This window comes from Sphingomonas sp. Leaf10 (genome assembly GCF_001421245.1).
Classification (GTDB): Bacteria; Pseudomonadota; Alphaproteobacteria; order Sphingomonadales; family Sphingomonadaceae; genus Sphingomonas.
In genome coordinates this window covers 48,069-71,687 of record NZ_LMKE01000031.1, presented here as the reverse complement: position 1 = coordinate 71,687, position 23,619 = coordinate 48,069, and the positions used below count along the sequence as shown (strand labels likewise).

27 protein-coding genes are annotated in these 23,619 nt (G+C 67.0%); 19 read left to right on the top strand and 8 right to left on the bottom strand.

Annotated elements, in window-relative coordinates; all coding sequences use genetic code 11:
- Positions 1-9 precede the first annotated feature (9 nt).
- Positions 10-528, top strand: a complete 519-nt coding sequence (locus ASE59_RS15630) for a hypothetical protein (protein WP_156360119.1) — start codon at positions 10-12, stop codon at positions 526-528.
- A 363-nt stretch (positions 529-891) separates the two neighbouring features.
- On the opposite strand, the gene ASE59_RS15625 is transcribed toward ASE59_RS15630, so the two are convergent.
- The 3 genes from ASE59_RS15625 to sucC all read right to left on the bottom strand — a co-directional run bounded on the left by ASE59_RS15625 (position 892) and on the right by sucC (position 3,971).
- Entirely contained in the window at positions 892-1,821 is a 930-nt protein-coding gene (locus ASE59_RS15625) for an electron transfer flavoprotein subunit alpha/FixB family protein (protein WP_056458337.1), read from the bottom strand.
- Positions 1,818-2,567 (bottom strand): electron transfer flavoprotein subunit beta/FixA family protein, encoded by a 750-nt coding sequence (locus ASE59_RS15620; RefSeq protein WP_056458335.1) that lies wholly within the window; start codon positions 2,565-2,567, stop codon positions 1,818-1,820. The genes ASE59_RS15625 and ASE59_RS15620 overlap by 4 nt, the downstream gene beginning before the upstream one ends.
- A 204-nt stretch (positions 2,568-2,771) precedes the next feature.
- Positions 2,772-3,971 (bottom strand): ADP-forming succinate--CoA ligase subunit beta, encoded by a 1,200-nt coding sequence (gene sucC / locus ASE59_RS15615; RefSeq protein WP_056458333.1) that lies wholly within the window; start codon positions 3,969-3,971, stop codon positions 2,772-2,774.
- Positions 3,972-4,199: 228 nt separating this feature from the next.
- Here sucC and ASE59_RS15610 point away from each other — a divergent pair, with 228 nt between their 5' ends.
- The 5 genes from ASE59_RS15610 (at position 4,200) to ASE59_RS15590 (ending at position 7,814) form a co-directional block, all read left to right on the top strand.
- Positions 4,200-4,724 carry a sterol desaturase family protein gene (locus ASE59_RS15610; RefSeq protein WP_056458687.1) on the top strand — a complete coding sequence of 175 codons (525 nt, stop codon included), beginning with the start codon at positions 4,200-4,202 and terminating at the stop codon, positions 4,722-4,724.
- Positions 4,721-5,110: a hypothetical protein gene (locus tag ASE59_RS15605; RefSeq protein WP_056458331.1), complete on the top strand. Its 390-nt coding sequence runs from the start codon at positions 4,721-4,723 to the stop codon at positions 5,108-5,110. Before ASE59_RS15610 ends, ASE59_RS15605 begins: the two co-directional genes overlap by 4 nt.
- A gap of 4 nt (positions 5,111-5,114) precedes the next feature.
- A complete protein-coding gene (locus tag ASE59_RS15600) occupies positions 5,115-5,861 on the top strand; it encodes a sulfite exporter TauE/SafE family protein (RefSeq protein ID WP_235515811.1) in 747 nt (248 codons plus the stop codon).
- A gap of 159 nt (positions 5,862-6,020) precedes the next feature.
- On the top strand, positions 6,021-7,100 hold the full coding sequence (locus tag ASE59_RS15595) for a hypothetical protein (RefSeq protein ID WP_056458329.1): 1,080 nt from the start codon (positions 6,021-6,023) through the stop codon (positions 7,098-7,100).
- A gap of 213 nt (positions 7,101-7,313) precedes the next feature.
- Positions 7,314-7,814 carry a DUF962 domain-containing protein gene (locus ASE59_RS15590; RefSeq protein ID WP_056458327.1) on the top strand — a complete coding sequence of 167 codons (501 nt, stop codon included), beginning with the start codon at positions 7,314-7,316 and terminating at the stop codon, positions 7,812-7,814.
- A 27-nt stretch (positions 7,815-7,841) separates the two neighbouring features.
- On the opposite strand, the gene ASE59_RS15585 is transcribed toward ASE59_RS15590, so the two are convergent.
- Complete coding sequence (locus ASE59_RS15585; protein WP_056458326.1) at positions 7,842-8,777, bottom strand: ribose-phosphate pyrophosphokinase; 936 nt, start codon at positions 8,775-8,777, stop codon at positions 7,842-7,844.
- 119 nt (positions 8,778-8,896) lie between these two features.
- On the opposite strand from ASE59_RS15585, the gene ASE59_RS15580 reads away from it, so the two are divergent.
- The 7 genes from ASE59_RS15580 (at position 8,897) to ribH (ending at position 14,839) form a co-directional block, all read left to right on the top strand.
- On the top strand, positions 8,897-10,216 hold the full coding sequence (locus ASE59_RS15580) for a glutamate--tRNA ligase (protein WP_056458318.1): 1,320 nt from the start codon (positions 8,897-8,899) through the stop codon (positions 10,214-10,216).
- 91 nt (positions 10,217-10,307) lie between these two features.
- Positions 10,308-10,979, top strand: coding sequence for a TonB family protein (locus ASE59_RS15575; RefSeq protein ID WP_056458315.1), 672 nt, complete (start codon positions 10,308-10,310; stop codon positions 10,977-10,979).
- 232 nt (positions 10,980-11,211) lie between these two features.
- A complete protein-coding gene (locus ASE59_RS15570; RefSeq protein WP_056458312.1) occupies positions 11,212-11,559 on the top strand; it encodes a hypothetical protein in 348 nt (115 codons plus the stop codon).
- Positions 11,560-11,585: 26 nt separating this feature from the next.
- The gene (gene ribD, locus ASE59_RS15565; RefSeq protein WP_056458309.1) at positions 11,586-12,539 is read left to right on the top strand and encodes a bifunctional diaminohydroxyphosphoribosylaminopyrimidine deaminase/5-amino-6-(5-phosphoribosylamino)uracil reductase RibD; all 954 of its coding nucleotides are present in this window, start codon (positions 11,586-11,588) and stop codon (positions 12,537-12,539) included.
- 153 nt (positions 12,540-12,692) lie between these two features.
- On the top strand, positions 12,693-13,298 hold the full coding sequence (locus ASE59_RS15560; RefSeq protein WP_056458306.1) for a riboflavin synthase: 606 nt from the start codon (positions 12,693-12,695) through the stop codon (positions 13,296-13,298).
- On the top strand, positions 13,285-14,415 hold the full coding sequence (ribB, locus tag ASE59_RS15555) for a 3,4-dihydroxy-2-butanone-4-phosphate synthase (protein WP_056458303.1): 1,131 nt from the start codon (positions 13,285-13,287) through the stop codon (positions 14,413-14,415). The genes ASE59_RS15560 and ribB overlap by 14 nt, the downstream gene beginning before the upstream one ends.
- A 1-nt stretch (position 14,416) precedes the next feature.
- On the top strand, positions 14,417-14,839 hold the full coding sequence (gene ribH, locus ASE59_RS15550; RefSeq protein WP_056458300.1) for a 6,7-dimethyl-8-ribityllumazine synthase: 423 nt from the start codon (positions 14,417-14,419) through the stop codon (positions 14,837-14,839).
- Positions 14,840-14,957: 118 nt separating this feature from the next.
- Here the strand turns inward: ribH and ASE59_RS15545 are convergent, their stop codons facing one another.
- Entirely contained in the window at positions 14,958-15,575 is a 618-nt protein-coding gene (locus ASE59_RS15545; protein ID WP_056458297.1) for a YbhB/YbcL family Raf kinase inhibitor-like protein, read from the bottom strand.
- A gap of 158 nt (positions 15,576-15,733) precedes the next feature.
- On the opposite strand from ASE59_RS15545, the gene ASE59_RS15540 reads away from it, so the two are divergent.
- Positions 15,734-16,450 (top strand): cytochrome c oxidase assembly protein, encoded by a 717-nt coding sequence (locus ASE59_RS15540; protein WP_056458293.1) that lies wholly within the window; start codon positions 15,734-15,736, stop codon positions 16,448-16,450.
- A complete protein-coding gene (locus ASE59_RS15535; RefSeq protein WP_056458291.1) occupies positions 16,447-16,938 on the top strand; it encodes a CopD family protein in 492 nt (163 codons plus the stop codon). The genes ASE59_RS15540 and ASE59_RS15535 overlap by 4 nt, the downstream gene beginning before the upstream one ends.
- Here ASE59_RS15535 and ASE59_RS20415 read toward each other — a convergent pair.
- A complete protein-coding gene (locus ASE59_RS20415) occupies positions 16,908-17,426 on the bottom strand; it encodes a DUF2231 domain-containing protein (protein WP_056458681.1) in 519 nt (172 codons plus the stop codon). The genes ASE59_RS15535 and ASE59_RS20415 overlap by 31 nt on opposite strands.
- A gap of 42 nt (positions 17,427-17,468) precedes the next feature.
- Between ASE59_RS20415 and coxB the strand changes: the two genes are divergently transcribed.
- The 4 genes from coxB to ASE59_RS15510 are packed head-to-tail and all read left to right on the top strand — an operon-like array spanning position 17,469 to position 21,944.
- The gene (coxB, locus tag ASE59_RS15525; RefSeq protein WP_235515810.1) at positions 17,469-18,098 is read left to right on the top strand and encodes a cytochrome c oxidase subunit II; all 630 of its coding nucleotides are present in this window, start codon (positions 17,469-17,471) and stop codon (positions 18,096-18,098) included.
- Entirely contained in the window at positions 18,095-20,548 is a 2,454-nt protein-coding gene (gene ctaD, locus ASE59_RS15520; protein WP_056458288.1) for a cytochrome c oxidase subunit I, read from the top strand. Before coxB ends, ctaD begins: the two co-directional genes overlap by 4 nt.
- Positions 20,545-20,859, top strand: a complete 315-nt coding sequence (locus ASE59_RS15515) for a hypothetical protein (RefSeq protein ID WP_056458283.1) — start codon at positions 20,545-20,547, stop codon at positions 20,857-20,859. Before ctaD ends, ASE59_RS15515 begins: the two co-directional genes overlap by 4 nt.
- Before the next feature lie 53 nt (positions 20,860-20,912).
- Positions 20,913-21,944: a patatin-like phospholipase family protein gene (locus ASE59_RS15510; protein ID WP_056458281.1), complete on the top strand. Its 1,032-nt coding sequence runs from the start codon at positions 20,913-20,915 to the stop codon at positions 21,942-21,944.
- Here the strand turns inward: ASE59_RS15510 and ASE59_RS15505 are convergent, their stop codons facing one another.
- The gene (locus ASE59_RS15505) at positions 21,945-22,304 is read right to left on the bottom strand and encodes a Rieske (2Fe-2S) protein (protein WP_056458279.1); all 360 of its coding nucleotides are present in this window, start codon (positions 22,302-22,304) and stop codon (positions 21,945-21,947) included.
- Positions 22,301-23,584 (bottom strand): homogentisate 1,2-dioxygenase, encoded by a 1,284-nt coding sequence (gene hmgA / locus ASE59_RS15500; protein WP_056458276.1) that lies wholly within the window; start codon positions 23,582-23,584, stop codon positions 22,301-22,303. The genes ASE59_RS15505 and hmgA overlap by 4 nt, the downstream gene beginning before the upstream one ends.
- Between the last annotated feature and the right edge of the window lie 35 nt (positions 23,585-23,619).

Genomic DNA, 23,619 nt, shown 5'->3' with positions numbered 1-23,619 from the left:
GATGCGCCGATGGTTGCCCTGTTGCTGCTGCTGGCCGGTCAGGCTGCGACGCCGGCCCGCCCGATCCCGTCGCCGCCCGAGCGGATCTCTATCTTGGTCGATCCCTGCGCATTGCAGCGGCGCAATTCGCGGGACGACGAAATTCTGGTGTGCGGCGAGGCGGCACGGACGCCGCGTATCCCGCTGCCATCGGAGCGGACGCCGCCCGACCGGCCGCTGGCGTCGAACCCTTATGCCGATGGGCGCGGGGCGATGGCGGCGGCGGCTCCCCCGTGTGCGACGCTGTCGCAAGGATGCACGACTGGAGTCGATATTCTCGGTGGGGGCACGTTCCTTGTCCGCGCGGTCGGTAAGCTGATCGATCCGAACAGCTGTTGCGAGGAGCCGGGCGAGGCGACCAATGTCGGCAAGCTGCTCAGTGACGTGGTGCGCGGGGTGAAGGGTGGGGCTTCCAAGAAGGAGCGGGCCAAGCGGGTCGCGATCCCGCTCGATCCGGGTGTGCCGTTGCCGGTGACGGTGACGCCGTAGGGGGCGGCTGATGAAAGCAAAGAACGGCCGATGCCGATCAGCTATCGAAACTGCTCCCCTCCCTGACAAGGGAGGGGCTGGGGGTGGGTAGGTTTGGGGCTGGCGGAACACGCCATCACGGGCCGACCCACCCCAACCCCTCCCTTGTCAGGGAGGGGCGGCAGTTTGGGTGACATTTCAACGGAACGTCGAGCGGTCCAAGATTGATCTGTATGTTTCAGTAATGTTCGGCGTTCGCTGCGGGGGGCGACGCGGGAGTAAATCCCGCGTCGTCGGTCGTCGCTATGGCGACGCCGGCCGGCAGTCGCTGTGTGCTCTTGGGCTTTTCCCCTTGCGCACCGGCGTGCAGCTATGCTGCGCGCCTCACAGCTTTTGCGTCAACTCCGGCACCACGGTGAACAAATCCCCGACCAGCCCGACATCGGCGACCTGGAAGATCGGCGCGTCCTCGTCCTTGTTGATCGCGACGATGACCTTCGAATCCTTCATGCCCGCCAGATGCTGGATCGCGCCCGAAATGCCGACCGCGATATAGACTTCCGGGGCGACGATCTTGCCGGTCTGCCCGACCTGATAGTCGTTGGGGGCATAGCCGGCATCGACCGCCGCACGCGATGCGCCGACCGCGGCGTTCAGCTTGTCGGCGAGCGGATCGATCAGCGCATGGAACTGCTCTTCCGATCCGAGCGCGCGACCGCCGGAGACGATGATCTTGGCGCTGGTCAGCTCGGGGCGTTCCGATGCGGCGATTTCGGCGCCGACGAATTTCGATACGCCCTTGTCCCCGGTCGAGGTGACGGCTTCGACCGCGGCCGATCCGCCGGTCGCTTCGGCCTTGTCGAACGCCGTGCCGCGGACCGTCAGCACAAGCTTGGCATCACTGGTCTTGACCGTCGCGATCGCGTTGCCGGCATAGATCGGGCGGGTGAAGCTGTCCGGCCCCTCGACCGACAGGATCTCGCTGATCTGCATGACGTCGAGCAACGCTGCGACGCGCGGTGCGATGTTCTTGCCCGTCGTGGTCGCAGCCGCGACGAAGGCGTCGTGGCTGCCCATCAGTTCGACCACCAGCGGCGCGACGTTTTCGGCGAGGTTGTGGGCAAAGGCGGCATCGTTGGCGACCAGCACCTTGGTCACGCCGGCAATCTTTGCCGCTGCTTGGGCGACGCCATCGACGCCCTGTCCTGCGACCAGTGCCTCGACCTCGCCCAGCTTGGCGGCGGCGGTGACGGCGGCATAGGTGGCGTCCTTGACCGCCTGTCCGTCATGTTCGACCCAAACCAGCGTCTTCATGCGACCACTCCCAGCGTCTTCAACTTGCCGACCAATTCTTCGACATCGGCGACCGTCACGCCTGCCTGGCGCTTGGCCGGTTCCTCGACCTTGACCGTCGTCAGGCGCGGGGTGACGTCGACGCCCAGATCGGCGGCGGTCTTGGCCGCGAGCGGCTTCGCCTTCGCCTTCATTATGTTGGGCAGCGAGGCGTAGCGCGGTTCGTTGAGGCGCAGGTCGGTGGTGACGATCGCCGGCAGGTTGAGCGCGACCGTCTCCAGCCCGCCATCGACCTCGCGGGTGACGTTGACCGTCTCGCCCGACACCTCGACCTTGCTGGCGAAGGTGCCCTGCGGATAGCCGGTCAGCGCGGCCAGCATCTGGCCGGTCTGGTTGTTGTCGTCGTCGATCGCCTGTTTGCCGAGGATCACCAGCTGCGGCGCTTCCTCGTCGATCACCGCCTTCAGCAGCTTGGCGACGCCCAGCGGCTCGACCTTGGTCTCGCTGGTGATCAGGATCGCGCGGTCGGCACCCATTGCGAGGGCGGTGCGCAGCGTGTCCTGCGACTTCTGTTCGCCGATCGACACGACGACGATCTCGGTCGCCACGCCCTTTTCCTTCAGGCGGATCGCTTCCTCGACCGCGATCTCGTCGAACGGGTTCATGCTCATCTTGACGTTGGCGAGGTCGACGCCCGACCCGTCCGCCTTCACGCGGGGCTTCACATTGTAATCAAGCACACGCTTGACTGGCACCAGCACCTTCATGGGCACTCCCTCTCAGAACGTTTTGCGCGGTGGCATCGCGGGTTTCTGTGGCGGTTCTGCGTGGGTTTCGCAAGTCCGGTATGGAAACGCCGGGACGCCGTAGCGGCAGGCGGCGACCCTAGCGCGAATCGCCCTGCCACCCCAACGAAAAAGGGCCCGGACGTTTCCGTCCGGACCCCTTTATCGGTCGCAGGCAGAGGGCGATCAGGCGGCCTTCTGCACTTCCGCGACGATCTTCTTGGCGGCATCGCCCAAGTCGTTGGCGGGAACGATCGCCAGACCCGAATTGGCGAGAATGTCCTTGCCGGCCTGCACGTTCGTCCCTTCGAGGCGGACGACCAGCGGCACCGACAGGTTCACTTCCTTCGCGGCGGCGACGATGCCCTCCGCGATGATGTCGCACTTCATGATCCCGCCGAAGATGTTGACGAGGATGCCCTTCACCGCCGGATCGGCGAGAATGATCTTGAACGCCGCGGTGACCTTTTCCTTGTTCGCGCCGCCGCCGACGTCGAGGAAGTTGGCCGGGAACATGCCGTTCAGCTTGATGATGTCCATCGTCGCCATGGCGAGGCCGGCGCCGTTGACCATGCAGCCGATATCGCCGTCGAGCTTGATGTAGGCGAGGTCGTACTTCGACGCTTCCAGCTCCATCGCATCTTCTTCGGTGGTATCACGCAGTTCCATCAGGTCCTTGTGACGGAACATGGCGTTGCCGTCGAAGCCGACCTTGGCATCGAGCACGACCAGCTTGCCATCGTCGGTGACGGCGAGCGGGTTGATCTCGATCTGCTCGGCATCGGTGCCGAGGAACGCGTCATACAGCTTCGACGCGACGCTGGCGGCCTGCTTGGCGAGGTCGCCCGACAGTTCGAGCGCGGCGGCGACGGCGCGGCCGTGATGCGGCATGAAGCCGGTCGCGGTGTCGATGTCGATCGAATGGATCTTCTCGGGCGTGTCGTGCGCCACGGTTTCGATGTCCATGCCGCCTTCGGTCGAGGCGACCATCGAGACGCGGCCGGTCGCGCGGTTGACGAGCAGCGCGAGGTAGAATTCCTTCGCGATGTCGACGCCGTCGGTCACGTACAGGCGGTTGACCTGCTTGCCGGCATCACCGGTCTGGATCGTGACCAGCGTGTTGCCGAGCATGTCGGTCGCCGCCGCGCGGACTTCGTCGGCGGTCTTGGCGAGGCGGACGCCGCCCTTGGCATCGGGGCCGAGTTCCTTGAACTTACCCTTGCCGCGGCCGCCGGCGTGGATCTGCGCCTTCACGACATAGAGCGGTCCGGGCAGCTTCGACGATGCTTCGACCGCTTCGTCGACGGTCATTGCCGAGAAGCCGGCGGGCACCGGCACGCCGAACTTCGCGAGCAGTTCCTTGGCCTGATATTCGTGAATGTTCATGGATTCGCCTTCCGCCTCTCGGGTGGGTGTCTGTTAAATTGGCAAAGTTGCCACGCCTAGAGCACATGCCGACCGCCGAATCCAGCCTAAATCGATCTTAATGCAATTGCGTCGCAAATGCCTTACCGGACACCGGTCGTGAAGGGCGGGCGGAATCCGTTGATCGCGACCGGCGCCGATGGCCGGTATGGCGTCGCAAAGTCGATCCCGAGCCGCTATATGCGCGCCATGCACTGGGCAATCGGCATCCTGATCTTCGTCGCCACCGTGATCTTCATGGAAGGGTTCGCCTATGTCGCGCATCGCTGGCTGATGCATGGGCCGGGCTGGTTCCTGCATGCCAGCCATCATGCGCCGCGCCATGGCAATTGGGAGTGGAACGACCTGTACGCCGCGATCTTTGCGGTGCCGTCGATCGTCCTGCTGCTGGGCGGGGTGCAATGGGGATGGTGGCCGGGCACGATCTGGATCGGTGCGGGCATCGCCGCATACGGCGCGATCTATTTCGGGTTCCACGACATCATCGTCCATCGCCGGTTGCAGCACCGCTATCTGCCCAAATCCAGCTATATGAAGCGGATCATCTCCGCCCACCGGCTGCACCATGCGGTGGAGACGAAGCAGGGCACGGTCAGCTTCGGGTTTCTGTGGGCGCCCAAGCCCGAGGATCTGAAAGCCGAACTGAAGCGGCGCGGCAATGCGGGGGTGCGGGCCGCCACCGCCAAGACCCGCGACCCCGTCGAGCATCCATGACCCCCGAAGGCTGGCAGGCACGCGCGCTGTCATGGGCGCTGGCGATCTTTGCCACGCTGGCGATGGTCGGGGCGGTCGCGACCATGTCGACCGATGGCGGAACGTCGCGTTCCGGCGCGGAAGTTGACACCGGCGCCGTGCAGCGCGTCGATCCGCGCACCGGCGAGCCGGTATCGACCCCTCCGCCCGCGCCGTTCACCACCGGCGCGCCGCGCGTCGAGACGCCGCAGAGCATCGCGGCGGCGCGACAGGCCGATGCAACGCGCGCGGTATCGCGCTGGCTGGAGGTGCTGACCTATGCCGTGCTGGCGCTGGTCGCGGTGCTGGCGGTCGGCGTGCTGGCGCTGTTCCGGATCGCGCAGGCGCTGGGCGAGCGGCGCGACTGAACCCGTGATCGACGACCCGTTCTTCTATGCGCTGGCGGTGCCGGCGGTGGTGATGCTGGGCCTCGCCAAGGGCGGCTTTTCAGGCATGGGCGCCCTGTCGCTGCCGATGCTGGCAATGGCGGTCGATCCGGTGCGCGCGGCGGCGATCCTGTTGCCGATCCTGATCGTGCAGGACGTGGTCGGCGTATGGGCGTTCCGGCGGACGATCGACTGGCGGGTGATCGGGTGGATGCTGCCGGGTGCGGGCATCGGCATCCTGCTCGGCTATCGCTTTGCGAGCGCGGTGCAACCTTCGGCGGTATTGGCGGCGGTCGGGGGCATTTCGATCGCGTTCGGGCTGTGGCGGCTGTGGACCGAACGCCATGGAATGCCGATCGCGCGGCGCTCGCCCGGCTGGGTCGGCACGCTGTTCGGGGTGGCGTCGGGCTTTACCAGCCAGATCGCCCATGCCGGGCAGCCGCCGTTCCAGCTATGGGTGTTGCCACGCCAACTTCCGCGCGACGTGCTGGTGGGGACGACGGCGCTGTTCTTCGCGGCGGTCAACTGGCTCAAGGTGCCGGCCTATCTCGCGCTCGGGCAGTTCACGGCGGCGAACCTGGCGACGTCGGCGGTGTTGCTGCCGATGGCGATCGTTTCGACGGTGGCGGGGGTGTGGCTGGTGCGGCGGGTGTCGGCGAAGCGCTTTTATCGCGCGATCTATGTGTTGATGATCGTGGTGGGGGTAAAGCTGGTGCTGGACGGGGTGGGCTGAACGATTCGGTCCGGGGTGGTGCCATATGGCTATGGTATACGACGGCCCGGCGATCTAGCCTCCGGTATGGTCTTTGCCCGCCACCGCCCGCTCGCCCTGACCCTTTGTTTGCTGGCGGGCGGATGCGCCGGGAGGGTGACATTAATCCCCCCGACCACGATGGTCGCCACGCCTATCGCGAAAGACGATTACAAGCTGCGGTCGCTGGCCGAGATCGATCCGGCAAAGCCGTTGACCGCGGAAATGGCCGGGCAGACGCTGAGCATGTTCGGTCGCGAGGACCTGATCGCCGCGACCAGCAGCGATTACAAACCGCAAGCTTGCCAGCCGATCGCAGGCGCAGGCGATCCGATCGACACGATTGTTGCACGCGCCCGGCAGACGTCGGTGGTCATCGTCAACGAGAGTCATCAACGGTCCGAACATCGCGGATTTGCGACGGAGGTTGCCCGCGCGTTGCGTCCGTTGGGCTATGACGTGTTGGCGATGGAAACGCTATCGAACCCTGCACTCGGAACGCCCGACAAGTTCCTGCCGCCCTATCAGCAGCGACCGGATCAGCCGTTCTTCGAGGATCAGGACGGTTATTATCTGTCCGAAGCAGGGTTCGGGCGGCTGGGTCGAGAGGCGAAGGCGCTCGGCTATCGGCTCCTTGCGTATGAGGAGCAATTCGACCCTGCGACGCCGACGCTGTCGCCGGAGGAGAGCATTACGCGGCGGGAGACGGCGCAGGCCGAGCAACTTGCCGCTTATATGGCGGCGCACCCCAAGGCCAAGCTGCTGGTCCATGTCGGTTATTCGCACGCGACCGAAGTGGCGCGCGCCGATGGACAGAAATGGATGGCCACGCGACTGAAGGCGTTGACCGGGATCGATCCGCTGACCGTGTCGCAGACGACGTGCCGGGGCGGGAGAACGAAAGATCGGTTGGCTCAATTGCCGGCAGATCAGCCGACGGGCACGTTCGATCTAGTCGTCGATCACCCCACGGCGCAGTTCGTGCGCGGGCGTCCCAAGTGGCGTATCGCGGCGGGGGATCGGGTAGTGTCGATCCCCAGGGCGTTGCGTCCGAGCAAAGGCTGGCGGATCGTCGAGGCGCGGCCGGTCGGGGAAAGCGATGCGTCGGTGCCGATGGACCGGGTGGCGATCCGACCGGGCGAGGATGTCGCGTTGCTGCTGCCGCCGGGGCGGTATCAGTTGAAGGTGGTCGATGTGCCGAGGGTGGCGGCGGGGGAGTAGGTGTGGGCGTTGTGGTTGGGGCCGCCCCCTCCACCGTCCTGCGGACGGTCCCCCTCCCCGTGAACGGGGAGGATTTTGGGGCAGCTTTGTCGGCTGTGTGAGAACGTAACTGCGCCGGGTGACGGGAGCGGTCGGACGTGACAGGATCGGCGGTGACGCTGTCGTAATGGGCGGACGACTCGCCCGGCGACAGCGGACCAAAAGAGAGGGTCTATGTCGCGTCTGGTCAGGCAGTTGTCGGCCTATGCCGAATATCATCGCAACGGACATAATGTCGCAACGCACATGATCGGTATCCCGCTGATCCTGTTCGCCATCGCCGTGCTGCTGTCGCGACCGGCGATTTCGTTGGGCGATGGGGTGGCGGTGACGCCGATGATGATCGTCGCGGCGGTGGCGGCGGTTGGCTATCTGCGGCTGGACCTGATGTTCGGCGCGGTACTGGCGGTGTTTCTGGCGCTGATCGCGTGGGCGGGCAGCCTCATCGCGACAGGATCAACGGCGCTGTGGCTCGCGATCGGTCTGGGCAGCTTCGTGATCGGGTGGACGCTGCAGTTCGTCGGCCATTATTTCGAAGGCCGCAAACCCGCCTTCGTCGACGACCTGTCCAGCCTGTTCATCGGGCCGTTGTTCGTGGTGGCCGAGGCTGCGTTCCTGCTGGGGATGCGGCAACCGGTGCGCCGCGCGATGGAGGGTGCCCTCCGCACGCATTGACGCGACCGGGGCGGTGCCCCGCCCGGATCAGTCGAATAGGCTCGACACCGACGATTCGTCGGCGATGCGGCGGATCGCTTCGGCGAGCAGCGGGGCGATGGTCAGGTGGCGGATCTTCTTCCCCTGCGCGATCACGTCATGGTTGCCGATCGAATCGGTGATGACCAGTTCTTCCAGCGCCGAAGCCTCGACCCGGGCGACCGCGCCGCCCGACAGGACGCCGTGGGTGCAATAGGCGACCACGCCGACCGCGCCGGCCTGCTTCAGGGCGGCGGCGGCGTTGCACAGCGTGCCGGCCGAATCGACGATATCGTCGATCAGCACGCAGAAGCGCCCCTCGACGTCGCCGATGATGTTCATGACTTCCGATTCGCCGGCGCGCTCGCGACGCTTGTCGACGATGGCGAGCGGCGCGTTGTGGAGGCGCTTGGCGAGGCTGCGCGCGCGGACCACGCCGCCGACGTCGGGCGACACGACCATCAGGTTGTGCTCGCCGAAGCGGGTCTTGATATCCTCCGACATGACCGGCGCGGCATAGAGATTGTCGGTCGGGATATCGAAGAAGCCCTGGATCTGTCCGGCGTGGAGATCGACGCAGAGCACGCGGTCGGCGCCGGCCTCGGTCACGATGTTGGCGACCAGCTTGGCCGAGATCGGGGTGCGGGGGCCGGGCTTCCGGTCCTGCCGCGCATAGCCGAAATAGGGGATGACGGCGGTGATGCGCCGTGCCGACGCGCGTTTCAGCGCGTCGATCATGATCAGCATTTCCATCAGATTATCGTTGACCGGGTAGCTGGTCGATTGAACGACGAACACGTCCTCGCCGCGGACATTCTCCAGCACCTCGACGAAGATTTCCTCGTCGGCGAAGCGGCGCACGCTGGCCTTGGTCAGCGGAATCTCCAGATAGTCCGCGATCGCGGTCGACAGGGGAAGGTTCGAATTGCCCGCCAGCAGCTTCATGGGTGCGCCCGTATCCATGATGGAAAAGAATGGGTGCGCCATAGAGTGCGCGGACGAATTGTGAAACCCATGTGACGCCCGTGTTTGCGCCGATGCGACAAATGGGCGAGAGGGCGGGCATGACCGTCACCCGTTTCGCCCCTAGCCCGACCGGCTTCCTGCACATCGGCAATCTGCGCACCGCGCTCCACAACTGGATGTTTGCGCGCAAGCATGGCGGGCGGTTCATGCTCAGGATCGACGATACCGATGGTGCTCGCAGCGAGGAACGGTTCGTCGAGGCAATTCGCCGCGATCTGGCGTGGCTGGGGCTGGTGCCCGATGGCGAGGAGCGCCAGTCGGCGCGGTTCGATCGCTATGAGGCGGTGTTTGCGGACATGGTCGCGAGCGGGCGGATCTATCCGGCCTATGAGACGCCCGAGGAACTCGATCTGCGGCGCAAGATTTTGGCAGGGCGGGGATTGCCGCCGGTCTATGATCGCGCGGCGCTGAAGCTGACCGACGACGATCGCGCGCGGCTGGAGGGTGAGGGGCGGCGGCCGCACTGGCGCTTCCGGCTGGAGGCCGAGCCGATCGAGTGGGACGATATGGTGCGCGGACCGCAGCGCTTCGACGGGGCGCTGCTGTCCGATCCGGTGGTGCGGCGGGCCGACGGGTCGTGGCTGTATCTGCTGCCGTCGGTCATCGACGATGCCGATATGGGGGTGACCCATGTCGTGCGTGGCGAGGATCACGTTTCCAACACCGCGACGCAGATGCAGATGTTTCGGGCGATGGGGGCGGTGCCGCCGGCCTTTGCGCATGAGGCGCTGCTGGTCGGGAACGAGGGCAAGCTGTCGAAGCGGCTGGGCTCGCTGGGCGTCGAGCATTTCCGGGGGGAGGGCATCGAGCCGGAAACGGTCGTCGCGCTGCTGGCGCGGCTGGGGACCAGTGATCCGGTCGAGGCGGTGGTCGATCCGGCGCCGCTGATCGCGGCGTTCGATTTTGGGCGGTTCGGACGGGCGCCGGCGCGGTTCGACGAGGGCGAGCTGGGGCAGGTGAATGCGCGGATCGTGCATCAGCTGCCGTTCGAGCGGGTGGCGGACGTGCTGCCGGCGGGGATGGATGCGGCGGCGTGGGACGCGGTGCGCGGCAATCTGGAGCGGGTAAGCGATGCCGCCGACTGGTGGCGGGTGGTGACCGGGCCGGTCGAGGCGCTGCCGGTGGCGGATGAGGACCGGGCGTTCCTGACCCGCGCCGCGGAGGTCGCGGGCGGATTGCAATGGAGCGATCCGTGGGCGGAACTGACCGCCGCGCTGAAGGCCGAGACCGGGCGCAAGGGCAAGGCGCTGTTCCTGCCGCTGCGCCGCGCGCTGACGGGGATGGATCATGGGCCGGACATGGCGGCGCTGTTGCCGCTGATCGGACGCGAGCGCGCGGTCGAACGGCTGCGGAGCTGACGCGCACGTCAGCTTTACAGGCCCCTCGATAGGGTATCTCATCGCACGAGCCGACTGGACGGCAGGAGATACGAATCGAAGGGACGGTGGCATGGCATATCAGGGACAACGTGGCCTGAGCCCGGTGGGCTTGGGGGTAGCGATTGCGATCAATGGCGGCCTGCTGGCGCTGGCGATGATGACGGCGACGACCGTCATGCGCGGGCCGGTCGACAAGCCGCTCGAGACCGAAGCCATCCCGATCGACCCGCCGCCGCCGCCGATCGATGAGGTGAAGCCGGACGAGCGGGTCGTCACCGATCCCGCGCCCGCGCCGTTGCCGGTCGTGCCGCCCGCGCCCTATCCGGTGCCGGGGCCGGCGATCGAGAGCACCGACGTGATCCCCCCCGCGCCGCCCCCGCCGGTGCCGCTGCCGACGACGCCCAGCGGGGTCGGGACGGGCACGCCGGTAACGGTTGCGACGCCGCTGCCGGTGCTGGTCGAGGCCAGCGTCGACCCGCGCTATCGCGGCGATTTCCAGCCCGACTATCCGGCGTTCGAACGTAATATCGGTCGCGACGGGGTGGTTGTCGTCCGCGTGCTGGTCGGCAGCAACGGCCGGGTGAGCGCGATCGAACCGGTGCGGTCGACCAGCGACGCGTTCTTCGAGGCGACCAGGAAGCGCGCCTTATCGAAATGGCGGTTCCGCCCGGCGACGCGCGACGGGGTGGCGGTCGAAAGCTGGCGGCAGATGACGGTGCGGTTCACAATGCAGGATAGCTGAAGGCTAGAAGAATTGGTTCACGCGGAGGCGCGGAGGGGGTGCGTTCCGGGCGAACCCTTTCGCGAGCGGGAGACCGTTTCGTTGGTTGCCAAAGGGAGCGAGGCCGCTGACGCGCATCGGGTCGCCGCAGGCGCGACCCCTTCGCGTCTCCGCGCCTTCGCGTGAATCATCCTTCTTGGGACACAGCGCCGGGGGCTGGCGATCGGACGCCCCCACGCCTATCTTGACCCCCGTGAAGCTCCGCCATCTCTTCTCGCCGATCCACGCGATTCGCGATTTCGCGAATTTTGCCCGCTCCCGCGAAAAGCATGAATGGTGGTTCCTGCTGGCGTCGATCTGCGTCGTGCTGGTGATCGGCTGGGCGTTCGTCCACGATTCCTATTTCGAACGGGCGTACAAGCCGAACATCATCTATGTCGAAAGCTGGCCGGCGAACCGCACCGATGCGGAGATCATCGCGCAGCAGAAGATCGATCAGGCCAAGCAGGAAGCCGCCGAGGCCGAGTTCGAACGCGAACGCGCCAAGCGGCAGGCCGAGTGGAAGAAGATCGACGACAAGCTGAAAAGCTGGGGCATCTGAACCAGCCTGCCGACGATGCGCGCTGGATGGGCGCGGCGCTGACGCTGTCGGCGCGGACTCGAGGGAGCACCGCGCCCAATCCCAATGTCGGATGCGTGATCGTGGCGGAGGGCCGGGTGGTCGGGCGCGGCTGGACCCGGGCGGGCGGGCGGCCGCATGCCGAGGCCGCTGCGCTGGCACAGGCGGGCAACCAGGCGGGGGGGGCGACCGCCTATGTCACGCTGGAGCCGTGCGCGCATGTTTCGGCGCGAGGGCCAGCCTGTTCGGATTTGCTGGTAGCTAGCGGCGTGGCGCGCGTGGTGATCGGCCTGACCGATCCCGATCCGCGGACCAACGGGCAGGGGATCGCCCGGTTACGGGCGGCGGGGATCGAGGTGGTGGCCGGCGTGCGCGGCGAGGAAGCGGCGCGGGCGATGGCGGGGTTTCTGACCCGGCGCGCGCTGGGGCGGCCGTTCGTGACGCTGAAACTGGCGATGTCCCTGGACGGGGCGGTGTCGCGTGCCGATGGGCAGAGCCAGTGGATCACCGGACCACAGGCGCGCGCGCACGGTCATCTGGAGCGCAGCCGTCACGAGGCGATTCTGGTCGGGCGCGGCACGGCGGAGATCGACCGGCCGAAGCTGGACGTGCGGTTGGCCGGTCTGGGCGGGCGTAGTCCGCAGCGGGTGGTGCTGTCGGCGGATTGCGCGGCGCTGGACGGGTTCACGATGATCGCCGGCGTCGAGGCGCTGGGCGACCTGCCGGGCGACCATGTGCTGGTCGAGGGTGGGGCGGCGACGGCGGCGGCGTTCCTGCGCGCCGATGCGGTCGACCGGCTGCTGCTGTACCGTGCGCCGATCCTGATCGGCCATGGGCGGACGCTGCCCGATATCGGGCTGCCCGATCTGGCGGCGGCGCATGGGCGCTGGCGGCTGTACGACGCCCGGATGCTTGGCAGCGACCGGTTGGAGGTCTACGAGCGCGTCAGGATCGAGCGATAGGCTGGCCCGATCGTCATCCCCGCGCAGGCGGGGATCCATACACGCTGTCGACGGGGAAAGTGCCGAACCGTCAGCGGCTATGGATTCCCGCCTGCGCGGGAACGACGACGTGGTTGGGCTAGATATCGATCGATCCGGGAGAAGGAGCGAAACGTGTTCACCGGGATAGTCAGCGACGTAGGGCGCATCGAATCGATCGACGGGCCGGGCGACCTGCGCGTACGGATCGGTTGCGCCTATGACACGGCCACCATCGACATGGGCGCGTCGATCGCGTGCTCGGGGGTGTGCCTGACCGTGGTCGAGAAGGGGCCGGGCTGGTTCGCGGTCGACGTGTCGGGCGAAACGGTGTCGCGCACCGCCGATCAATGGGTCGCGGGACGTCCGCTGAACCTCGAACGGGCATTGAAGCTGGGCGACGAGCTGGGCGGGCATATCGTCACCGGCCATGTCGACGGCGTCGGGCAGGTAGTCGATGTCACCGCCGATCACGATTCGACGCGCGTGACGTTCGCGATCGATCGTGCGCTCAGTCCGTTCGTCGCGACCAAGGGGTCGGTGACGATCGACGGCGTGTCGCTGACCGTCAACGACGTCGTCGACGACCGACAAGGCACCCGCTTCACCGTCAACCTGATCCCCCATACCCAGGCGGTCACGACGCTTGGGACCCTCACGCAAGGGCAGTCGGTCAATATCGAGATCGACGTGCTCGCCCGTTATCTGATGCGAATGGAACAAGTCCGTGGCCAACGCTGAACTGGCGGGTCTCCGCCACGCATTCCTGTCGTCCCCCGAAGAGATCATCGACGAGGCCCGCAACGGGCGGATGTTCATCCTGGTTGACGACGAAGACCGCGAGAATGAAGGCGATCTGGTCATCCCGGCGCAGATGGCGACGCCCGATGCGGTCAATTTCATGGCGCGGCACGGGCGGGGGCTGATCTGCCTCGCCATGACCAGGGCGCGGGTCGAGCAGCTGGGCCTCGACCTGATGGCGCGCAACAACGGCACGCGGCACGAAACCGCCTTCACCGTCTCGATCGAAGCGCGTGAGGGGGTGACGACCGGTATCTCCGCCGCCGATCGCGCGCGGACGATCGCGGTCGCGATCGATGCCTCGAAGGAAGCGTCGGAGATCGTGACGCCGGGCCATGTGTTCCCGCTGGTCGCGCGCGAGGGCGGCGTGCTGGTGCGCGCGGGCCATACCGAGGCGGCGGTCGACGTGTCGCGGCTGGCCGGCCTCAACCCCTCGGGCGTGATCTGCGAGATCATGAACGAGGACGGGACGATGGCGCGGATGGACGACCTGGTCGGCTTTTCGCAGCTGCACGGGTTGAAGATCGGGACGATCCGCGACCTGATCGCCTATCGCCGACGTCACGACCATCTGGTCGAAAAGCGCGCGGAGACGGTGTTCGACAGCGAATGGGGCGGCGAATGGCGCGCCATGACCTTCTGGAACAAGGCGACGGGCAGCGAGCAGGTCGCATTGGTCAAGGGGCTGATCGATCCGGGCAAGCCGACGTTGGTCAGGATGCACGCGCTGTCGCCGTTCGCCGACCTGTTTGGCGAGGGCGGCGACCGGGGCGGGCTGCTGCGACAGTCGATGCGGATCATCGGCGAGGAAGGTGCTGGCGTCGTCGTCGTCATCAACCGGCCGCGCCCCGATGGGCTGACGCTGGCGATCCATGCGCGCAGCGGTGCGCCGGTGCCCGACATGGAGGAACTGCGCGACTATGGTGTCGGCGCGATGATCCTCAACGAACTGGGCGTCGAGGACATGGTGCTGCTGACCAACACCCACCATACGCTGGTGGGACTCGACGGATATGGGCTGAAGATCGTCGGCGAACGGCCGATCACGGAGAATTGATATGGCGAAGGTATTGATCGTCGAGGCGCGGTTCTATGACCATCTGAACGATTTGCTGCTGGAAGGCGCGCGGGCGGCGATCGAGGCGGCGGGACATGAACATGAGACGGTGACCGTTCCCGGCGCGCTGGAAGTGCCCGGCGCGATCGCCATCGCCGATGCCGCCGAAACCTATGACGCGTTCGTCGCGCTGGGCGTCATCATCCGCGGCGAAACCTATCATTTCGAGGTGGTGTCGAACGAGAGCGCGCGCGGGATCATGAACCTGTCGCTGGAGGGTGTGCCGGTCGGCAACGGCATCCTGACCGTCGAGAACGAGGCGCAGGCGCTGACCCGCGCCCGGCGCGACGAAAAGGACAAGGGTGGCGAGGCGGCCAAGGCGGCGCTGGCGATGCTCGAATTGCGCGAGCGGTTTTCGGTTTGACGATGTAGCTCCTCCCCGCTCCGCGGGGAGGATTTTAGGCCCAATCGACATTCAGCCTATCCCCTCCCTTCCAGGGAGGGGAGCAATTCGTCGCGTTTCGCGTGAATGTCGATCCGGCCTAGATTGGTACCACGCCTCCGACCGGCCCTACCTCCGCCGGTTCACCGCGCGAATAGACGCCGGTGAGCAGCCCTGCGGCCAGCACCCGGCCCGCTATCGCCTCCACCACCGCGCTGCGACCGGGATTGGGGTCGAGATGCGGGGCGTCCTTCAGCGCGAAGAGCTGGAACGCGTAGCGATGCTCGCCATGGCCGGTGGGAGGATCGGGCGGCAGCCAGCCTTCGCGAAGATAGCTGTTGCGGCCGACATCGCCGTGGACCGCGTCACCGTCGCCATCGGGGCGGATCGCGCCTTCGGCAAGCTGGCCGTCGCCCGGCGCGATGTCCCACAGGATCGCGTGGACCAGCGGCTGGGTCGAGGGCGCGTCGGGGTCTTCGACGATCAGCGCCAACGAGGTTGCGTCCGCTGGCACGCCGCGCCAGTGGAGCGGCGGCGATGATCCCTCGCCATCGGCGGTGAAGCGTTCGGGCAGGCGCTGTCCGTCGGCAAAGGCGAGGCTGGCAAGGTCGAGGCTGGCGAAGCTGCCCAGCGCCGGATCGACGATCGTCAGCTTCGACGCGCCGGCGCGGACATTGTGCAGCAGGGCGCCGAGCCAACCCGGAACATGTTCGAGCATGATGGTCCTTTCGTCGCGGTGTCCCAGTCGATAACCGGTGAGACCGCCGGAGGGGTCCGCGGCGCGCCTATAAATCGTATCCCGGATGCGGCGATCCGGCCGGTTGATGCGTTGGCAAGCGGGGACAGGAAAAAACCGACCAATCGATAAGGGTGGCGATGATCGACTGGTGGCGAAGTTACTGCGGGTCCGCGCCCGTGGCCGGTGACTGGCTGGGGCGGTGGAATGGCGATCCGGTGTTGATCGTGCTGCTGCTGGTTGCGGCGGCCTTGGCCATGCGTCTGCCGGTCGGGCGGCGTGGTGCCGGGCTGGCGGGTGTCGCGGTGCTGGCGATCACGTTCGTCTCGCCGCTCTGTGCCTTGAGCGTCGCGCTGTTTTCGGTGCGGGCGGTGCATCATCTGTTGCTGATTGGGGTTGCCGCGCCGTTGCTGGCGATGGCGTGGCCGGTGCGTGGGCGGGTGGCGGTGACGCTGCCGCTGTCGACGGCGGTGTTGTGGGCGTGGCATTTGCCGGCGCTGTACGATGCGGCGCTGGCGCATGTCGGTGTCTATTGGCTGATGCAGGCGACGTTGCTGGCGAGTAGCTGGGCCTATTGGGCGTCGATCCGGCGGGCATCGGCGATGGAGGCGGTGGCGGGTATCGCCGGTGGCGCGGTGCAGATGGGATTTCTGGGCGCGCTGCTGACCTTTGCCGGGCGGCCGCTGTACGAATCGCATCTGGCGACGACGTTCCCGTTCGGGATCGGGCCGCTAACCGACCAGCAGATGGCCGGGCTGATCATGTGGGTGCCGGGCATGGCGCCCTATGCGGTCGCGGCGGCGGCGCAGGCGGTGCGGCGCTGGCAGGGCTTTGCGACCGGGCGGGCGGCGGCATGATCCTGACCTGGGTCAAGGGACTGCATATCGCCGCGCTGATCCTGTGGTGCGCGGGGCTGATCGCGCTGCCGCTGGTGCTGTCGAAGCATGACGTGGGCGAGCGGCAGGCCGATTATGCGCGGCTGCGGCGGATCACGCATTATGGCTATACCCGTATCGTCACGCCCGCCGCGGTCATCGCCATCGCCGCGGGGACCGCGCTGATCTTCCTGCGCGGGGTGTTCGAGCCGTGGATGTTCGCGAAGCTGGTCGCGGTCGGGCTGCTGGTCGTCGTCCACGCGCTGACCGGCCATGTCGTGGTGCTGATGAGCGAGCGGCGCGGCGAATATGCGCCGCCCTCGTCCAAGCCGCTGCTGGTCGTGACGCTGGCAACGATGGCTGTGGTGCTGACGCTGGTGCTGGGCAAGCCGGTGATCCCCGATCTGGTCCCGGCATGGCTTAAGGCGCCGCAGGAACGTCAACTCCCCCTGGAGGCGACCCCGACTTGATATTCGAACACCAACTTGCCGCCATGCCAGCCGGTGAACCCGGTGAAGCCGAGCGCGAACAGCGACAGGAGGATGCCGTAGGGCAGCACCGCCGTCTCATAGCCCGTGGTCAGGCGATAGCCCCAGTTCGCACCGAGGATCGAGAGCAGCATGACCGCGATCACGAAATGCGTCCAGCTGGCGGCGCGCGCACGGATGCCGGGGACGGCGAGCAGTTCGACGGTCCCGGCAACTCCGGCCAATACGCCGAGCAGGAACCCCGCTCCCGACGCCCACAAGGCGGCACGCGCCCAGAAGCCGTCGCCGGTCCACCAGTAAATGGCATCGGCGCCGAAGGTGCAGGCGGTCAGCGCCACCGGAAAGGCTACGAGCATCGCATGGATCGGGTGGCCGGCGACCGCGACCTTCGATTCGGTGCGGTGGAACGCCGGATTGGCGCGGATCGGGTCGACCAGTCGTTCGTCGACCACGGCATCCGGTTCGGTCATGCGGCATTCCCCCTGCGGCGTTTTATCGTCGGGGGGACAACGGTGCTGGCCGCCGGTGGTTGCGCCGGGCCGTTGTCGGTGCTCGATCCCGCCGGGCCGCATGCGGCATCGGTCGCGACCTTGTGGTGGGTGATGCTGGCGGGGGCGGTGCTGCTTGCGGGGTTGGTCTTCGCATTGCTTGCGCTGGCAATGGTGCGGCGGCACAGCAAGCGGGAGGTGGTCGAGCGGCGCTGGATCATCGGGCTGGGGCTGGTGATGCCGAGTGCGGTGCTGCTGGCGCTGCTCGGCTACGCGCTGTTCCTGGGCGGGCGCATCCTGCCGACGCCCGCGCCCGATACCGTGACGATCGGTGTAGAGGCGCGGCGCTATGCGTGGGCGTTCCGTCATCCGGGCGGGCAGGTGACGCAAGGGGTGCTGCACATCCCCGCCGGGCGCCCGGTCGATCTGGTCATCACCGCGACCGACGTCATCCACAGTTTCTGGGTGCCGCGCTTGGCCGGCAAGATGGACGCGATACCGGGACATACCAACCGGTTGCGGATCGCCGCGGCGCGGCCCGGCACCTATCGCGGCGAATGCGCCGAATATTGCGGCACCGGCCACCGGGAGCATGGCTTTACGGTGATCGCGCATGATGCCGCCGGTTGGGCGGCGCTGGGGCAGGATCGATGAAGGCGCTAAAACTCCATCATGAACTGACCGCGATCTGGCGGACCGAACCGGGGCTGCGCGGGCAGCTGCGATCGGTCAACCATTCGGACATGGGGCGGCGCTTCATCCTCGGCGCGTTCTTCTTCTTCGCGGTCGGCGGCGTGCTGGCGATGCTGATCCGGGCGCAGCTTGCCACGCCGCACAGCGCGTTCGTGGGGCCGGCGGTCTATAACCAGCTGTTCACGATGCATGGCAGCATCATGATGTTCCTGTTCGCCATCCCGATGTTCGAAGGGCTGGCGATGTACCTGCTCCCCAAGATGCTGGGCGCCCGCGATCTCGCCTATCCACGGCTCTCCGCGCTGGGATGGTGGTGTTATGTGTTCGGCGGCAGCATCCTGATCGTCGCGATGCTGGCCGGGGTCGCGCCCGATGCCGGATGGTTCCTGTACCCGCCGCTGTCGGGGCGGACCTATACGCCGGGCATCAATTCCGACGTCTGGTTGCTGGGCGTCACCTTCGTCGAGATTTCGGCGATGTGCGCGGCGATCGAGATCGCGGTGTCGATCCTGAAGCTGCGCGCGCCGGGTATGCGGCTAGACCAGATGCCGCTGTTCGCATGGTATATGCTGGCGACCGCCGGCATGATGCTGTTCGGATTCCCGCCGCTGATCCTGGGGTCGATCCTGCTGGAGGTCGAGCGGGCGTTCGGCTGGCCGTTCTACGATCCGCAACTGGGTGGGTCGCCTCTATTGTGGCAGCATCTGTTCTGGCTGTTCGGGCACCCCGAAGTCTACATCATCTTTTTGCCCGCCGCAGGCGCAGTGTCGACGATCCTGCCGGTCATGGCCCGGACCAAGATACTGGGGTACGGCGCGCTGGTCGCAGCGGTCATGGCGCTGGCGTTCCTAAGCTTCGGGCTGTGGGTCCACCACATGTTCACGACCGGCATCCCGCACATGGCGCTGGGCTTCTTTTCCGCCGCGTCGACTTTGGTCGCGATCCCGACGGCGGTGCAGATCTTCGCATGGCTCGGTACGTTATGGGCGGGGCGGCCGCAGCTGAAACTGCCGATGCTGTATCTGATCGGGTTCTTCATCGTGTTCGTGCTGGGCGGGCTGACCGGGGTCATGCTGGCGGTGGTGCCGTTCGACGCGCAGGCGCACGACACCGCGTTCGTGACCGCGCACCTGCATTACGTGCTGGTCGGCGGGTTCGTGTTCCCGATGCTGGCCGCCGCCTATTACTGGCTGCCGCATTTCACCGGGCGCGGGCGGGTGATGCGGCTGGGCGAGGCGGCGTTCTGGCTGATCTTCGTCGGCTTCAACATGACCTTCTTCCTGATGCACCTGACCGGATTGCTGGGGATGCCGCGGCGGATCGATACCTATCCGGCCGAGATGGGGTGGACGTGGCTGAACCTGTTGTCGTCGGTCGGCAGCTTCCTGATGGCGTTCGGCTTCGCATTGTTCGCGATCGATGTCGGGTTGCAGATCTGGCTCGGCCGCTTCCATCGCCGCAATCCGTGGAACGCGTCGACGCTGGAATGGGCGATGCCGACCCCGCCCACCGCCTATAATTTCGCCAGCCTGCCACGCGTCGCCGGGCGCGATCCGGTCGAGGACCGGCCGAACCTAGCGGTAGAACTGGCGCGGGGCGAGGGGTGGCTGGGCCATGCCCGGCATGGCTGGCGCGAGACGATGGCCGTCGACATGGTCAGCGGGGCACCCGATCACGTCGCGATCCTGCCGTCCAATAGCTGGCTGCCGATCACGACCGCAGCGGTGCTCGGCGGGTTTTTCCTGTCGATGCTGTTCGGGCTTTACCCGGTCGCACCGGTGTTCCTGATCGCGGTCGTCTTTCTCGGCTGGCGCTGGGCGTGGAGCAACGGACAGCGGCGCGATTTCGGCCCGTTGCCGGCCGGACCCGGTGGAGCGATGCTGCCGATCGCAAGCGAGGTTACGGGCACGACCGGCTGGTGGGGCAGCGTGTTCGCGCTGTCGGCCAGCGCGACGCTCTTTGCTTCGCTGTTGTTCGGCTATGCGTTTTTGTGGACGGTCGCGCCCGACTGGCCGCCGCCGGTGCGGGTGGCGCGAGCGCCGTTCGAGCTGGTGCTGGCGCTGGCCGGGGCGGCGATCGCCGTCGTCGCGATGCGTCGGGGGCGATGGGCGGGGGCACTGGCCGGGCAGGTTGCGATCGTAGCGGCGATAATCCTGCTGGTGGCGGTGCGGCTGCCCGGACCAGCGACCCATGCCTATGCCGCGACCGGGGCGACGGTGGCGGCCTATGCGATCTTCCATGCCGCGCTGGCCGGAGTGATGCTGGCGTTCCTGCGCGCGCGGGCGAAGGCCGGCTTTATCGGCGGGGCGCGGCAGGGCGAGCCGCGCATCGTACGATTGTGGAGCGATCATGCGGCGGGCAGCGGCGTGGTAGCGATGCTGGTCGTGGCGTTGCCCGGATGGTTCGCATGATCGCGTTGCTGAGGATGACCGCCGGGCTGACGCATTGGGCGGTGGCGTTCTGCGTGCTGTATGGCCTGCATGGCATCGGGTGTGCCGGTGTGTGGGCGACGACGATGGTCGGGCCGATCAGTGTGCAGCGGCTGGTGCTGTCGATCGCATGGATCGGCGGGGTAGCGGCGGGCATCGCGCTGACCGGATGGCTGTACCGGACGCGGAGCGACGCGCCGACCGACCAGATCGGTGTGGTGCTCGGCTGGGTCGGGGTTGCGGCGATCATCGTCACCGGACTGCCGATCGTGACGCTGCCAACCTGTCTATAGGATACGAAACGTATCTGCTGCGTTGCAACATACGGAATTCAACGGAGATAGACATGGCCGCATCCAATCGACCCCGACTTGCGCTCGCGCTGCAGGGCGGTGGTGCGCATGGCGCCTATGGCTGGGGCGTGCTCGAACGGCTGCTGGAGGAGGATTTGTCGATCGTCGCGGTCAGCGGCGCGTCGGCAGGCGCGCTGAACGGCGCGGCGCTGGTCAGCGGCATGGCGATCGACGGGCGGCAGGGGGCGAAGGACGCGCTGGCGCGGCTGTGGGACAGCGTGTCGCGCAATTCGCCGTTGCAGGCGTTCGATACCGATTTCTGGATGATGCCGGCGTTCGAGCCGTTGCTGCGTCGCTCGCTGGAATTGAGCAAGCTGGTCAGCCGCTATATCGCACCGTTATCGCCGGGCCTGCGCGACATGCGTGCGCTGCGACGGGTGGTCGGTGACAGCCTCGATCTGACGGCGCTGACCGCGCGGCACGCGATCCCGCTGTCGATCGCGGCAACGCGGGTTGCGACCGGGGCGGCGCGGCTGTTCCATAATGACGAGATCACGCTCGACGCGCTGATGGCGTCGGCCTGCCTGCCCGAGCTGTTCGGACCGGTCACGATCGATGGCGAATGCTATTGGGATGGCGGGTTTTCGGCCAATCCGGCGCTGGAGCCGTTGATCTTCGGTGGGCATGGTCAGACCGACATGCTGATCGTACAGATCACGCCGTTCGCCACCCGCGAGACACCCGACACTCTGGTCGAGGTGATGGCGCGGATGAGCGATATCGGGTTCAACGCCTGCCTGTTGCGCGACCTGAAGGCGCTGACCGAGGTGCAGGCGATCGCACGGCGTGCGCCGCCGATCGACGAGAATTTCACGGCGCTGGCACGGACCAATCTGCATCTGATGGAGGCGGCACCGGCGCTGTCCGAGCGCGGACCGACCGGCAAGAGCGATACGCGCCGGTCGCAGCTGGAGCAGTTGCGCGAACTGGGTCGTGCGACCGCCGATGCGTGGCTGACCGAACATGGCGCGCGGCTGGGACAGCGATCGACGCTGACCGAACTGCCCGAAGCGGTGGCGGCGTAATCACGCGGTGATGATCGCGCCGTTGTCGACCGTTACCGGCCACGGCGTCAGCGACTGGCCGGGGCAGGGGCCGCCAAGGCATTTGCCATCGTCGATCCTGAACAGCGCGGCATGCCAGCTACAGGTGATCGCGTTGCCATCGGGCGTCAGATAAGCGTCGAGCGTTTGCGCGAGCGGCAGGCCCATATGCGGGCAGCGATCGACATAGCCGACCACCGTTTCGCCACGCCGCACGACGAAGCCGTGGAACCGCCCGGCACGCAGTTGCAGCACGTAGTTGCGCGCGCGGCCATCGGCGACGTCGGTCAAGGCCCCAAGCTTCACCCCCGCCGGGGTGGCGAAGACGCGGGCGTCGCTCATTCGGGCAGGCGCGCCTTCGCGAAGCCGGTCCAGACGTCGTCGTAATCGAGCTGCATGGTCGGCGATGCCATTGCCCAGCGGCTGGGTTTCACGACGTGGCGGGTTTCGAACATGAACGCCATCGTGTCGGCGATCTTGTGCGGTTTCAGGTCGGCGGCGACCGCCTTGTCATAGCTTGCCTGATCGGGGCCGTGGCCGTTCATCTGGTTGTGCAGCGACGCGCCGCCCGGCGCGAACCCGCCCTCCTTCGCATCATAGGCGCCGGTGATGAGGCCCATGAACTCGCTCATGACGTTGCGGTGGAACCATGGCGGACGGAACGTATCCTCGGCAACCATCCAGCGCGGGGGGAAGATCACGAAGTCGCAATTGGCGGTGCCCGGCGTGTCGCTGGGGCTGGTCAGCACGGTGAAGATCGACGGATCGGGATGGTCGAAACTGACGGTGTTGATGGTGTTGAAGCGGGTCAGGTCGTAGCGGCACGGCGCCAAATTGCCGTGCCACGCGACGACGTCGAACGGGCTGTGGTCGAGGGTGGTGGTCCACAACCCGCCCTGAAACTTCTGGATGACCTCGCACGGGGTGTCGCGGTCTTCGAACCAGGCGGACGGCGTTTCGAAGTCGCGGGGGTTGGCGAGTCCGTTGGCGCCGATCGGGCCGAGATCGGGCAGGCGGAAGAGGCTGCCGTAGTTTTCGCAGACATAGCCGCGTGCCGTTCCGTCGCGCAGTTTGATGCGGAACCGGACCCCGCGCGGGATCAGCGCGATCTGCAGCGGGCCGAGGTCGATTCGGCCGAGTTCGGTGTCGATCGCGAGGGCACCCTGCTGGGGCACGATCAGCAATTCGCCATCGGCCGAGAAGAAGGCGCGCTCCATGTCGCTGTTCGCGGCATAGAGGTGAATGCCGACGCCGCTTTGCGCGGCGACGTCGCCGGTCGCGCCATAGGTGACGAGGCCGTCGACCCAGTCGGTCGGTACGGTCGGCAGCGGCAGCGGGTCCCAGCGCAGACGGTTGGGGCTGGGCGGCGGGCCGGCGAGCGGGGCGGTTTCGAGACGGTTTGCGCCGGCATAGGGCACGAAGGCGACGTGATTGGCGGTGGGGCGGAGGCGGTAAAGCCACGAGCGCCGGTTCTCGGCGCGCGGCGCGGTGAAGGCGGTGCCGGACAGTTGCTCGGCATACAGGCCGAACGGGACATGCTGTGGGCTGTTGCGGCCGATCGGCAGCGCGTGCGGTACGGCTTCGGTGGCGATGTGGTTGGCGAAACCGGGGTGGTAGGTCATGGTCACCTCATCAATCCTCCCCGAAACGGGGAGGG